Here is a 13,172-nt window from a genome sequence, read left to right on the forward strand (position 1 = left end):
GTGGTGGGGGTCATGGCCAAGCGCGAGCGAGTCGTGCGGATGTCCGTCGAGCAGCCGCTGTGGCGTGCGCTGACCGCCTACCGCGTACTGACCATGGTCTACGCGGTGCTGCTGTTCGTCTTCACCCGGCAGAAGTTCGAGCGCCCCATGGTCGCGGTCTGCTTCCTCGCGGTGATGGCCGTGTGGACCCTCGCCACTCTCCCCAAGGTCGCGAACGCGGCCCGCTGCACCAAGGGCTTCCTGGCGGCGGACCTGACGATCGCGCTGACCGGCATACTTCTCACCCCGCTGGCCGACGCCCAGGCCCAGACCCAGGACGGCCCGACCCTCCCGACGATCTGGACGGCAGGGTCGGTCCTCGCCTTCGCCATCAAGGGCGGCTGGCGCTGGGCCGGGTTCGCGTCCTCTTTTGTCGCCGTCGCCAACATCGTCGAGCGGGGCGAGCCCAGCCGGGACACGTTCCACAACGTGCTGCTGGTGTGGGTCGCCTCCATAGCCATCGGTTACGTCGTCGAGGTGGCCCGCGCCTCCGAACGCACCCTCGCCCGCGCCCTGGAGATCGAGGCCGCGACCCGCGAGCGGGAGCGGCTGGCGCGCGACATCCACGACAGCGTCCTGCAGGTGCTGGCGATGGTGCAGCGGCGCGGCAACGCGCTCGGCGGCGAGGCCGCGGAGCTCGGCCGGATGGCCGGCGAGCAGGAGGTCGCGCTGCGCAGCCTGGTCGCCGGCGGTCTGGTCCCCGCCTCCCGGGTGTCGGAGGACGAGTCGCAGGGCGCGGTCGTACGGGTCGTGGACGTACCGGACGACGACGCTCCGGCGCCGCCGTGCGACCTGCGGACGCTGCTCTCCCCGCACGCCGGGTCGCGGGTGACGCTGTCGGAGCCGGGCGCCCCGGTGCTGATGGACCCGGCGGCCGCGCGGGAGCTCGCGGCCGCTGTCGGCGCCGCCCTGGACAATGTGCGCAAGCACGCGGGGGACGGCGCCCAGGCGTGGATCCTGGTCGAGGACTGGCCCCATGAGGTGATCGTGACGGTCCGGGACGACGGGCCGGGCATCGCGGAGGGCAGGCTCGCGCAGGCGGAGGGGGAGGGCCGGCTCGGCGTCGCCCAGTCCATCCAGGGGCGGCTGCGGGATCTCGGCGGGACGGCCGAGCTGGTCTCGGTCCCCGGCCAGGGCACGGAAGTTGAGCTGAGGATCGCACGGGGGAAGGCAGGAAGATGACCGACCAGCAGACGATCAGAGTGATGGTGGTCGACGACCACCCGATGTGGCTGGACGCGGTCGCCCGCGACCTGGCCGCGGCCGGGTTCGACGTCGTCGGCACCGCGGGGGACGGCGCGCAGGCCGTCCGCCGGGCCAAGGCGGTCACCCCCGATGTGCTCGTACTGGACCTCAACCTGCCCAAGATGCCGGGCGTGCAGGTGTGCAAGGAGCTCGTCGCCGCCCTGCCCGGGCTGCGGGTGCTGGTGCTGTCCGCCAGCGGTGAGCACGCCGACGTCCTGGAGGCGGTGAAGTCGGGCGCCACCGGCTATCTGCTGAAGTCGGCCAGCACCGAGGAGCTGACGGACGCCGTGCGCCGCACGGCTGTGGGCGACCCCGTCTTCACGCCGGGCCTCGCGGGTCTGGTCCTCGGCGAGTACCGGCGCCTCGCGTCCGAGCCCGTGCCGGCGGCCGGCGGCGACGAGCCGAAGGCACCGCAGCTCACCGAGCGCGAGACCGAGGTGCTGCGCCTGGTGGCCAAGGGTCTGTCGTACAAGCAGATCGCGGAGCGGCTGGTCATCTCGCACCGCACCGTCCAGAACCATGTGCAGAACACCCTCGGCAAGCTCCAGCTGCACAACCGCGTCGAGCTGGTGCGGTACGCGATCGAGCGCGGTCTGGACGACGCCTGACCCACGCCGCGGACACCCCCGGAACAGTCACCCTTACGAGTGAACGCTGCTCGGCCAACGACCCGGCATTCCACCGGAATTGACTTTCGGCCCATCTCCGAGTGACCTGCGTCACCATTAGCGTGACGGTCACAGGCTCACCAGGCGAAGGGAAGTTTTCCATGCGCGTCGGAGTACTGACCGGGGGCGGCGACTGCCCCGGCCTCAACGCGGTCATCCGCGGCCTCGTCCGCAAGGGTGTGCAGGAGTACGGCTACGAGTTCACCGGCTACCGCGACGGCTGGCGCGGACCGCTCGAGGGCGACACCGTTCCGCTCGACATCCCGGCCGTCCGTGGCATCCTGCCCCGCGGCGGCACGATCCTCGGCGCTTCCCGCACCAACCCGCTGAAGGAAGCGGACGGCATCCGCCGGATCAAGGAGAACCTCGCCAAGCAGGAGGTGGACGCCCTGGTCGCGATCGGCGGCGAGGACACCCTCGGCGTCGCGGCCCGGCTGTACGACGAGTACGGCGTCCCGTGCGTCGGCGTCCCCAAGACCATCGACAACGACCTGTCCGCCACCGACTACACCTTCGGTTTCGACACGGCCGTCGGCATCGCCACCGAGGCGATCGACCGGCTCCACACCACCGCAGAGTCCCACATGCGCGTCCTCGTCGTGGAGGTGATGGGCCGTCACGCCGGCTGGATCGCCCTCCACTCGGGTCTGGCGGGCGGCGCCAACGTCATCCTCATCCCCGAGCAGCGCTTCGACGTCGACCAGGTCTGCGCCTGGGTCACCTCCCGCTTCCGGGCGAGCTACGCCCCGATCGTGGTCGTCGCGGAGGGCGCCGTGCCCAAGGACGGCGACGCGGTCCTCAAGGACGGCACGCTCGACTCCTTCGGCCATGTCCGGCTCTCCGGCGTGGGGGAGTGGCTGGCCAAGCAGATCGAGAACCGTACGGGCAAGGAGGCCCGCACCACCGTTCTCGGCCATGTCCAGCGCGGCGGCACCCCGAGCGCCTTCGACCGCTGGCTGGCCACCCGCTTCGGGCTGCACGCCATCGACGCGGTGCGCGACGGCGACTTCGGCAAGATGGTCGCGCTCCAGGGCACCGACATCGTCCGGGTCCCGATCGCGGAGGCGACGGCCAGGCTCAAGACGGTCGACCCGAAGCTCTACGAGGAGGTCGGCGTCTTCTTCGGCTGACACGGCGGTGGGCCGTATATTCGCCGCATCCGGATATACGCGGGTATCCGGCCCACAGCTCGTGAACCGGGAGAGAACGTGGAAATCCTCGCCTTCGGTGTCCAGGCCGACGAACAGCCGCTCATCGAGCGGGCCTTCGCGGATCTCCACGAGGACGTGCGGTGCCTTCAGGTGTTCCTCGACGCGGACACCGCCGCCATCGCCGCCGGCCACGAGGTGATCTCCACCAGCGTCAACGCCCAGTTGGACGCCGAGGTGCTGCGGACCCTCGCCGCCGGCGGGACGAAGATGATCGCCCAGCGCTCCACCGGCTTCAACAACATCGACCTCGGCGTGGCGGGCCGGCTCGGGCTCACCGTCGCCCGGGTGTCGTACTACTCGCCGTACTCCGTCGCCGAGTTCGCCTGGGCGCTGGCCATGGCCGTCAACCGGCGCATCGTCCGCGCCGCCAACCGCACCCGCGACTTCGACTTCCGGCTCGACGGACTGATGGGCCGGGACCTGCGCGGCCGCACCGCCGGCGTGATCGGCACCGGCAAGATCGGCGAGGCGTTCACCCGGATCGCCCACGGCTTCGGGATGCGGCTGCTCGGCCTGGACGTCGCCCCCAACCCCGTCTGCGTCGACCTCGGCATGAAGTATGTCGACAAGGACGAACTCCTCGCCGCCGCGGACCTGGTCAGCCTGCACGTACCGCTGCTGCCCGCCACCCGGCATCTGATCGGCGCCCGGGAGCTGTGCGCGATGAAGGACGACGCGATCCTGGTGAACTCCAGCCGCGGCGGCCTCATCGACAGCGACGCCCTCGTCGGTGAACTGCGCAAGGGCCGCTTCTCCGGCGTGGGCCTCGACGTGTACGAGGCGGAGGCCGGGCTGTTCTTCCTCGACAAGTCCATGGAGGCGGTCGACGACGACACCCTGGCCCGGCTGATGACCTTCCCCAACGTGCTGGTCACCTCCCACCAGGCGTACTACACCGTGGACGCGGTCCACCAGATCGTGGAGACCACCGCCCGGAACATCACTGACTATCTCGCGGGCCGGCGCGGCGAGAACGTGCTCGTCCCCGTCGCGCCCGCCCCCTGACCCCGGCTCTCAGCCGACCAGCACACCCGCCAGCAGCGACGCCGTCAGCGCCGCGCCGTCCATGGTCAGCACCGACTCCGGATGGAACTGCACGGACGCGAAGCCCGCGCCGCGCAGCGCGTGGACGTCCCCGGTCGCCGCGTCCCGGCTGAGCTCGATCCCGTGCGCGGCCAGTTCCGCGGCGGCGGCCTCGTCGCAGCGCGCGGTGAAGCTGTTGTAGAAGCCCACCGTCTCCGGGCGCCCGAAGAAGTCGATCCGCTCCTGCGCCCCCTGGTACGGCTCCTCCTTGCGCACGACCTCCAGGCCCAGCTCCGCGGCCAGCACCTCATGGCCCAGGCACACGCCCAGCAGACCGTGCCGGTGCCCCTTCAGCAGGTCGGCCGCGAGGGCCCGCAGGAAGCCCATCTTCGGATCGGAACCGTCGGCCGGATCGCCGGGCCCCGGCCCGAGCACCACCGGCCCCCGGTGAGCGAGCACCCGCTCCCGCAGCCCCGGCTCGTCGAAGCGCAGGACCGTCACCTCCAGGCCGGTCGAGCGCAGCAGATGCGCCAGCATGGCGGTGAAGGCGTCCTCCCCGTCGACGACCAGGGCGTGCCCGGAGAGCCGCGCCGTCTGCTCCGGCATCCGCAGCCAGAACGGGGCGAGGCCCGCCCGGCGGGAGTCCAGGGCCGCCCGCACCCGCGGATCGTCGGCCAGCCGCGCGACCGGCTCCCGCGTACGGTCCGGGCCCGGCCGCACCCCCAGCGCGGCCAGCACCCCGGCCGCCTTGGCGTGGGTCTCCGCGACCTCGCCCGCCGGGTCGGAGTGCCGCACCAGCGTCGCCCCGACCGGCACCCGCAGTGTTCCGGCGGCGTCGATGTCGGCGGTGCGGATCAGGATCGGCGAGTCCAGCGTCTGCGCACCGCCCGCGTCCTGCGCGATCAGCGCCAGGGCGCCCCCGTAGTAGCCGCGTCCGCCCACCTCGTGGCGCTCGATGACCCGGCAGGCGTTCTGCACCGGCGAGCCGGTGACCGTGGCCGCGAACATGGTCTCCTTCAGCACCTCCCGCACATCGAGGGCGGAACGCCCCCGCAACTCGTACTCGGTGTGCGCCAGATGAGCCATCTCCTTCAGCCGGGGCCCCACCACCACACTCCCGCTACGCCCTGGGGGCGTGGTGGGACCCCCACCCATGTCGCCGACCGTGCACATCATCTTCAGCTCCTCGTCGACGACCATGGAGAGCTCGTCGCGCTCCTTCCGGTCGCCCAGGAAGCCGAGCAGCGCCTCGGCGGTGGGCCCCTCGGGCGGATAGCGGAAGGTGCCGCTGATCGGATTCATCACGACCGTGCCCCCGCTCATGCGCACATGCGCCTCCGGGCTCGCGCCGACCAGTGTGCGCTCGCCGGTGTGCACGACGAAGGTCCAGTACGCGCCCCGCTCACCGGTCAGCAGCCGGCGGAACAGTGCCAGCGCGTCGGCGCGGCCGAAGCCGGGGAGCCGGCCGGTGAAGGTGCGGCGGACGACGAAGTTCGCGCCCTCGCCGCGGCCGATCTCGTCGTCGATGACGCGGCGGACGATGCCCGCGTACTCCTCGTCGTCGACGTCGAACCCCCCGCCCTCCACACGCACGGCACGGCGGGGGAGCGCGGCCAGCGCCTCGGCGAGCGGCAGCCGGTGGCACTCGTCGGCGACCAGCACCGACAGCGGCGTCCCGTCGTCGGTGACGTCGAAGCCGCGCTCCGCGATCTGGCGGAACGGGACGAGCGCGAGCGAGGGCCCCTCGCCCACCGGGACGGCGGCGAGCCGGTCCACCTCCCGCACGTCGCCGATCAGGACCTCGACGGTGTCGTGGTCATGGCCGGGGGTGCGCCGGCGGAGCAGCGCGAAGGGAGGGCAGTCGTCCTCGAGCAATCGGTCGATGATCATGCGGTCGGTTCCTTCCGGATGGGAGGAACGGCCGGCCCCGCCGAGTGCGGGAAAGACTGAAGGCCGCCCCTCGGGCGGCCTTCGCGATCGGATGCTGCGCGCGATGTGTCAGTGGGCCGCCGAGTGTGCGGTCCACCACCAGCTCTGTGCCTGCTGCGCCAACATGCCGCCGACCCTAACCCATCCGCGCCCGGCTCCGCGGCCATGATCAGGGGTCCGCGTCCCCGGCGCGCCCGTGCGTACGGCTGTCTCACTGGGTGAGCGACGGCTTGGACGCCCATCCGGACCCCGTAATGTTGACGACGTGACCGTGAACGCTAAGACCACCCCCGCCGGTGGCAACACCTGGCGAAACCTGCCCGCGGCGCAGCAGCCCGAGTACCCCGATGCCGAGGCGCTGCGCGAAGTAGTCGCGGACCTCGAGTCGTATCCGCCGCTCGTCTTCGCGGGCGAGTGCGACCAGCTGCGCGCCCGGATGGGAGCCGTCGCCAAGGGCGAGGCGTTCCTGCTCCAGGGCGGCGACTGCGCCGAGTCGTTCGACGCCGTGTCCGCCGACCAGATCCGGGCCAAACTCAAGACCCTGCTCCAGATGGGCGCGGTCCTCACCTACGCCGCGTCGGTGCCGGTGGTGAAGGTCGGCCGTATCGCCGGCCAGTACTCGAAGCCGCGCTCCAAGCCCACGGAGACCCGCGACGGCGTGACCCTGCCGACCTACCGCGGCGACTCCGTCAACGGCTTCGACTTCACCGAGGCGGCCCGTATCCCGGACCCCGAGCGCCTGAAGCGGATGTACAACGCCTCCGCCTCGACGCTCAACCTGGTCCGCGCCTTCACCACCGGCGGTTACGCCGACCTGCGCCAGGTGCACGCCTGGAACCAGGACTTCGTGAAGTCGTCCCCGTCCGGCCAGCGCTACGAGCAGCTGGCCCGCGAGATCGACAACGCGCTCAGCTTCATGAAGGCGTGCGGCACCGACCCGGCCGAGTTCCGCACGGTCGAGTTCTACGCCTCCCACGAGGCCCTGCTGCTGGACTACGAGGGTGCTCTGACCCGCACGGACTCCCGCACCGGCAGCCTCTACAACACCTCGGGCCACATGGTCTGGATCGGTGAGCGCACCCGCCAGCTGGACGGCGCGCACATCGAGTTCGCCGCCAAGATCCGCAACCCGATCGGCATCAAGCTCGGGCCGACGACGACGGTGGACGAGGCGCTGACCTACGTCGACCGTCTCGACCCCGACCGGGAGCCCGGCCGGCTGACCTTCATCGTCCGCATGGGCGCCGACAAGGTCCGCGACAAGCTCCCCGAGCTGGTCGAGAAGGTCACGGCCTCCGGTGCGACGGTGGCCTGGGTGACCGACCCGATGCACGGCAACACCTTCGAGGCGGCGTCCGGGCACAAGACGCGCCGCTTCGACGACGTGCTTGACGAGGTCAAGGGCTTCTTCGAGGTCCACAAGGCGCTCGGCACCCACCCGGGCGGCATCCACGTCGAGCTCACCGGTGACGACGTCACCGAGTGCGTGGGCGGCGGCGACGAGATCTTCGTCGACGATCTGCACCAGCGCTACGAGACGGCCTGCGACCCCCGGCTCAACCGCAGCCAGTCGCTGGACCTGGCCTTCCTGGTGGCGGAGATGTACCGCGACCAGTAGTGGACCGATGACGGTGGGGCGTGGATCGCTGTGATCCACGCCCCACTGGCATGTCCGGGACTTTTGCCGTCCCGGGACGGCGGGTAAGGTTAGGTTAGCCTCACCGAGTCAATCGGTACGGGCGACCGAAACGACCCTGCCGGGAGGTGAACCGCGTGTACGTCTGCTCGTGCTTCGGCATCACGGAGAAGCAGGTCAAGGAGCACGCGGACGCCGGCGCCTGCACCCCCCGCCAGATAGCGTCCGTCTCCAAGGCGGGCACCGACTGCGGTTCGTGCGTGCGGCGCATCCAGGGGATTCTCGGCCGTGGCGCGTGCCCCCGCCGCGAGCTGCTGGACCAGGGCAACGGCGCTTCCGTAATGGCTGCCGACGCGGCCGGCACCCGTCCGGCGCTCGACGAAGCGGCGTAGCCCCCGGCTCCCTCCCGGACCGGCCTCGGCCAGGGCCTCTCGTTCGGATCCTGCCGGGCTCGCGTGCCCTGGCACCGCGCCGAACGAAAGACCCTAGCCCTCCGGCTGCTCGATCAGCTGCGCGATGTAGAGCGCCTCACCGAGCTTGTCGACCAGGTCCAGCTGGGTGTCGAGGTAGTCGATGTGGTGCTCCTCGTCGGCGAGGATGGACTCGAAGATGTTCGCCGAGGTGACGTCGCCCTTCGTCCGCATGACCTCGATGCCGCGCTTGAGGCGGTCGATGGCCTCGACCTCGACCTGCCGGTCCGCCTGGAACATCTCGGTGACCGTCTGCCCGACGCGTACATGGAACAGCCGCTGGTAGTTCGGCAGGCCGTCCAGGAAGAGGATCCGGTCGGTGAGCACCTCCGCGTGCTTCATCTCGTCGAAGGACTCGGCACGGGTGTATTTGGCGAGCTTCGTCCAGCCGAAGTTCTCCTGCATCTTCGCGTGCAGGAAGTACTGGTTGATCGCGGTCAATTCGGCAGTCAGCTGCTCATTGAGGAACTCGATGACCTCGGGGTCGCCCTGCATTGCAGAGGCTCCTTCCGCGCGTATGTCTGGGCAGGTTCGCGCATCCTCGCACCACGGCCACAGGCCGTCCAGTAAGTGCACGCTTAGTAGGAGTTGCCCGAATCGGGCCAGACCTGGTCATGACCACCCCTCCCGGTCTGTCACCATTGGAGGCATGGGTCAGCCGGAGAGCCGGGAATACCGCGCACCAGAGGAGTCCGAGCTTCCGCCGGGACAGCGACTGCAGCGAGGCTGGCCCGTCACCCATTACGGACCCGTGCCCAAGTTCAAGCCGGACCGCTGGGAGTTCAGGGTCTTCGGCGCCACGGCCGACGGTGAGAAGCGCTGCTGGAGCCACGAGGAGTTCTCGGCGCTGCCGTTCTCGACCGTCGAGGGCGATCTGCACTGCGTGACGAAGTTCAGCATGCTGGGGGCCGAATGGGGCGGTGTGCCGGCCCGCACGATCGTGGAACTCGCACCCCCCGCGCCCGCCGTCAGCCATGTGATGGTCTGGGCGGAGTACGGATTCAGCGCCAATCTGCGCCTCTCGGACTTCACCGCCGACCGCACGATCTTCGCCACCCACAAGGACGGTGAGCTGCTCACCGCCGAGCACGGCTTCCCGCTGCGGCTGGTGGTGCCGCATCTGTACGCCTGGAAGGGCCCCAAGTGGGTCCGCGGCGTGGAGTACATGACGTCCGACCGCCGCGGCTTCTGGGAGGAGCGCGGCTACCACAACGTCGGTGACCCCTGGCGGGAGCAGCGCTACTCCTACCAGGAGGAACCGGGGGACGGCCCGGAGCTCTGAGCCCCGGGCCGGTCCTCGCCGTCTGCCGCACGGCTCAGTGGTGGTACTGGTGGACCACCGCGTGCCCCTTGCCCCGGCTGATCATCCACCGGTTCACCGGCGTGGTGACCAGGAACGCGACGAAGAACGCGAAGGCCAGCGCGCTCCAGAAGAGCCAGTCGGCCAGGTGGGCGTCCATCGCTCCCGGCACCAGCAGCAGTACGCCGTTGTCCACGATCTCCATGACGGTGATCGAGATGGTGTCGGCGGCGAGAGCGACGCCGATCGCGGCCTTCAGGCTCAGGCCGGCCCGTACGACCGCCCAGAGGGTCAGCGAGTAGCCGAAGAAGAAGGCCAGGGTGATGGCGAGGGCCATGGTGGGCGCGTTGCCCCAGCCCAGCGCCGTGCCGATGATCATGCCGAGTACCTCGCCGATGGCGCAGCCGGTGAGGCAGTGCAGGGTCGCCTTGGCCGCCATGCCCCAGCCGACCTTGCCCTCGCCGTGCATGTGGGCGTGGCCGTGCTGGGCGTGGCCCGTGTGATCGGTGTGAGTCGTGTGGTCGGTGTGGTCCGTGTGCCCGGCGTGCGTGTCGTGCTGCATGGCGTGCCCCCAGCGTCCGGTAGCGGTTCCTGTCGACATCAGGAACCGTATACCCCCTGGGGGTATTCCGAAAAGGGTCAGCGAAGGGTCTTCAGCCGCGCCACGTCCGCCGCGTGCCCCTCCTTGCCGCCGGGGGTCTCGATGACCAGAGGGACACCGTCGGTGGCGGGATGCGACATGAGCGCACGGAACGGCTCCTCACCGATGTGCCCCGCGCCGATGTTCTCGTGACGGTCCTTGTGTGCTCCGGCCACGTCCTTCGAGTCGTTGGCGTGGATCAGCTTCAGCCGGCCCTCGCCCACGGTGTCCACCAGCAGGTCCAGGGTCTCCCTCACCCCGCCGGGAGCCGCCAGGTCGTGCCCGGCCGCGTAGATGTGGCAGGTGTCCAGACAGACGCCCAGCTTGGGGTGGGCGTCGAGCGCCTCGAAGTACGGACCGAAGTCCCAGGTCCGCGAGCAGAGCGAGAAGCCCTGCCCGGCCGTCGACTCCAGGAGCAGGAACGGGTCGTCTTCGTGCGTCAGCTCGTCCAGCAGCGGCAGCAGCCGCTCCCGCACCTGCGCCAGCGCCACCTCGCGGGGGCGGCCGCCCGTCGCGGAACCGGTGTGCACCACCACGCCCAGCGCGCCGATCTCCCGCGCCCTGCGCAGGGAGTGCCGCAGCGACAGGACGGACTGCTCGGCCGTGGCCTCGGTGTGCGAGCCGAAGTTGATCAGATACGGGGCATGCACCCAGGCCGAGAGGGACTCCGCGGCACACTCCGTCCGGAACTTCTCGTCCTGCGCCGGGTTGCCCCTGGGCGTGGCCCAGCCCCGCGGATTGGCCACGAAGACCTGCACGGCCTCCGCCCCCAGCTCCCGTGCGTAGGCGAGTCCGGTCGTGGCGAGGCCGCCGGCCACGGGGACGTGGCCGCCGACAGGGTTGCGCATCGGAGTCAGAGTCCCTTGATCTTGATGGTGATGGTGCTGCCCTCGGGCGCCCGGCCGCCGCCCTCGACGGACTGGCTCTCGACCTTGTCGCCGAGGAACGGGAAGTTCTTCTCGGTCTTCACCACGAAGCCCGCCCCCTCCAGCTCGGCCGTGGCCTCGTCGACCCGGTCACCGACCACGTCGGGGACCTCGACCATCCGCGGGCCCTTGGAGACGGTGAGCGTGACCGTGTCACCGCGGGCCAGCCGGGTGCCCTCGGCCGCCGACTGCCGGGCGACCGAACCGGCCTCCTCGGCCGAATGGATCCGCTCCTCGGCCACCTCGACCTTCAGCCCCGCCTCCTCGAGCTCGGCGGTCGCCTCCTCGACGGCGTCGCCCGTCACGTCGGGCACGTCGATCGGCGCGCCCCTGCTGACCACGATCGAGACCGCCGTGTCGGGGCTGCGGCTGCTGCCCGCGGCCGGGTCGGTGCGGATCACCGCGCCCTGGGCGACGCTCTCGTCGAACTCCCTGGTCACCACGCCCGGCGCGAGCCCGGCCGCGCGCAGTTCCCGTTCGGCCTGCGCCAGGGGCTTGTTCTCCAGCCGCGGGACCTTCACGATCTTCGGGCCGCGGGAGATCGTGATCGTCACGGAGTCGTTGCCCCGTATCCGTTCGTTCGTGGCCGGGTCCGTCTTGATGACGGTGCCGCGGGCGACGGTCTCACTGAAGTCGTGGCGGACCGACTTCACGTCGAGTCCGGCCTTGTCGAGCATCTGACGGGCTTCCGTCTCGCTCTTGCCGATCACGGCCGGCACGCGGGTGAACTGACCCGAGTTGATGTACCAGACGCCCGCGCCGACACCGAGCACGGCGACCACCGCGATCAGCAGCGTGACCAGGCCGCGGCGGGACAGCGGGGCGCGGCGGCCGGCCGGCCGGACCGGTTCCCGCTCCGGCGGCTCCGGGGGCGGCAGGATCAGCCGCGCCGTGCGGTGCACGCCGGGCTCCTCACGGGGCAGGGCCCGCGGGATCACGTCCGTACGGTCCTCGTCGGAGCCCGCTGCCGCCACCGGGGCGACGTCCTCCGGCCCGGTCCGCGGGGGCGCCACGTCCAGCTGATCGGCGGTGAGCGCCGCGCGAGCCTCACGCGTACGGGCCAGCAGCTCCACCGCGTCGTGCGGGCGTACGTCGGGATGACGGGCGGTCGCCGTCGCCACCAGCTCGTCCAGCTCGACGGCGAGGCCGGGGAAGAGCGCGGACGGCGCCGGCATGTCGGTGTTCAGATGCTGGAAGAGCACCTGGGCCGGGGTGTCGCCCGCGTGCGGCTTGGCGCCGGTCAGCATCTCGTAGAGGACCACCCCGCACGCGTACACATCGGCGCGGGTGTCGGCGGTGCCGTACTCGATCTGCTCCGGCGCGAGGTAGGAGACGGTGCCGAGGACCGTGCCGGAGGTGTTCGTCACGGAACCGACGGTCCGTACGAGACCGAAGTCGGCGACCTTGACCCGGCCGTCGTCCCCTATCAGCACGTTCTCCGGTTTCATGTCCCGGTGCACGAAACCGGCCCGGTGCGCGGCGCCGAGCGCCGCCAGCACGGGCTCCAGGATGTCCAGCGCGGCCCGCGGCCGGAGCGCGCCGCGCTCCCGCAGCACGTCCCGCAGGGTGCAGCCCTCGACGTACTCCATCGCCAGATAGACGTACGCCCCCTGGGCGCCCTGGTCGAAGACGCCCACGACATTCGGGTGCGCGAGCCGGGCCACGGACTTCGCCTCGCGGATGAAGCGCTCCACGAAGGTGGCGTCCGTGGCGAGATCCGGGTGCATCACCTTGAGCGCGAGCTCCCGGTCGAGACGGGTGTCGACGGCCCGGTAGACCGTGGCCATGCCGCCGACGGCGATGCGCTCATCGACTCGGTAGCGGCCGTCGAGCACCTGCCCGACGAGGGGGTCCTGGAGGGTCGTATCCACGCGCCGATTCTACGAGCCCGGTCGGACACGACGGACGGCCCGTGCGGAGGCGGTGCGGTACTGCAGCCGACCTGTGACGCCCCGCGCCCCGTTCCGGGGGCGCTGCCCCGTATCCCGGACGCGCCTTCAGCGCGGGCGGGGCGGGGTGCGGCGGTCTTGTCGGGGCGCTGCCCCGAGCCCCGCGCCTCAATCGCCGGCGGGGCTCGATGTGGCC

Annotated in this window: 12 protein-coding genes; 7 read left to right on the forward strand and 5 right to left on the reverse strand. The window is 71.1% G+C overall.

Annotated elements, in window-relative coordinates; genetic code table 11:
* Positions 1–12 precede the first annotated feature (12 nt).
* From macS to ACFYOP_RS08710, 4 genes are all read left to right on the forward strand, one after another.
* Positions 13–1,221, forward strand: coding sequence for a MacS family sensor histidine kinase (macS, locus tag ACFYOP_RS08695; protein WP_356892130.1), 1,209 nt, complete (start codon positions 13–15; stop codon positions 1,219–1,221).
* Entirely contained in the window at positions 1,218–1,892 is a 675-nt protein-coding gene (locus ACFYOP_RS08700) for a response regulator transcription factor (protein WP_356892128.1), read from the forward strand. Before macS ends, ACFYOP_RS08700 begins: the two co-directional genes overlap by 4 nt.
* 161 nt (positions 1,893–2,053) lie before the next feature.
* A complete protein-coding gene (locus ACFYOP_RS08705; RefSeq protein ID WP_356892126.1) occupies positions 2,054–3,082 on the forward strand; it encodes a 6-phosphofructokinase in 1,029 nt (342 codons plus the stop codon).
* Between the two features lie 78 nt (positions 3,083–3,160).
* Positions 3,161–4,168, forward strand: coding sequence for a 2-hydroxyacid dehydrogenase (locus ACFYOP_RS08710; protein WP_356892124.1), 1,008 nt, complete (start codon positions 3,161–3,163; stop codon positions 4,166–4,168).
* Positions 4,169–4,177: 9 nt separating this feature from the next.
* On the opposite strand, the gene ACFYOP_RS08715 is transcribed toward ACFYOP_RS08710, so the two are convergent.
* On the reverse strand, positions 4,178–6,076 hold the full coding sequence (locus tag ACFYOP_RS08715; RefSeq protein WP_356892122.1) for an anthranilate synthase family protein: 1,899 nt from the start codon (positions 6,074–6,076) through the stop codon (positions 4,178–4,180).
* Positions 6,077–6,380: 304 nt separating this feature from the next.
* On the opposite strand from ACFYOP_RS08715, the gene ACFYOP_RS08720 reads away from it, so the two are divergent.
* Both ACFYOP_RS08720 and ACFYOP_RS08725 read left to right on the forward strand, forming a co-directional pair.
* Entirely contained in the window at positions 6,381–7,733 is a 1,353-nt protein-coding gene (locus tag ACFYOP_RS08720) for a class II 3-deoxy-7-phosphoheptulonate synthase (RefSeq protein WP_356892120.1), read from the forward strand.
* A gap of 146 nt (positions 7,734–7,879) precedes the next feature.
* Positions 7,880–8,143, forward strand: a complete 264-nt coding sequence (locus ACFYOP_RS08725; protein WP_356892118.1) for a (2Fe-2S)-binding protein — start codon at positions 7,880–7,882, stop codon at positions 8,141–8,143.
* 93 nt (positions 8,144–8,236) lie between these two features.
* On the opposite strand, the gene bfr is transcribed toward ACFYOP_RS08725, so the two are convergent.
* Complete coding sequence (bfr, locus tag ACFYOP_RS08730; protein ID WP_356892116.1) at positions 8,237–8,716, reverse strand: bacterioferritin; 480 nt, start codon at positions 8,714–8,716, stop codon at positions 8,237–8,239.
* 154 nt (positions 8,717–8,870) lie between these two features.
* On the opposite strand from bfr, the gene ACFYOP_RS08735 reads away from it, so the two are divergent.
* Entirely contained in the window at positions 8,871–9,503 is a 633-nt protein-coding gene (locus tag ACFYOP_RS08735; RefSeq protein WP_356892114.1) for a sulfite oxidase-like oxidoreductase, read from the forward strand.
* 34 nt (positions 9,504–9,537) lie between these two features.
* Here ACFYOP_RS08735 and ACFYOP_RS08740 read toward each other — a convergent pair whose 3' ends face one another.
* From ACFYOP_RS08740 to pknB, 3 genes are read right to left on the reverse strand one after another with little or no spacing between them, the layout of a single operon-like run.
* A complete protein-coding gene (locus ACFYOP_RS08740; protein ID WP_388451132.1) occupies positions 9,538–10,122 on the reverse strand; it encodes a DUF4396 domain-containing protein in 585 nt (194 codons plus the stop codon).
* Positions 10,123–10,160: 38 nt separating this feature from the next.
* A complete protein-coding gene (locus ACFYOP_RS08745; RefSeq protein WP_356892112.1) occupies positions 10,161–11,009 on the reverse strand; it encodes a deoxyribonuclease IV in 849 nt (282 codons plus the stop codon).
* Positions 11,010–11,014: 5 nt separating this feature from the next.
* Positions 11,015–12,958 carry a Stk1 family PASTA domain-containing Ser/Thr kinase gene (gene pknB, locus ACFYOP_RS08750; RefSeq protein WP_356892110.1) on the reverse strand — a complete coding sequence of 648 codons (1,944 nt, stop codon included), beginning with the start codon at positions 12,956–12,958 and terminating at the stop codon, positions 11,015–11,017.
* Between the last annotated feature and the right edge of the window lie 214 nt (positions 12,959–13,172).

Origin of the sequence: Streptomyces sp. NPDC006294, assembly GCF_042870895.1 — a bacterium.
In the GTDB taxonomy this organism is placed as follows: domain Bacteria; phylum Actinomycetota; class Actinomycetes; order Streptomycetales; family Streptomycetaceae; genus Streptomyces.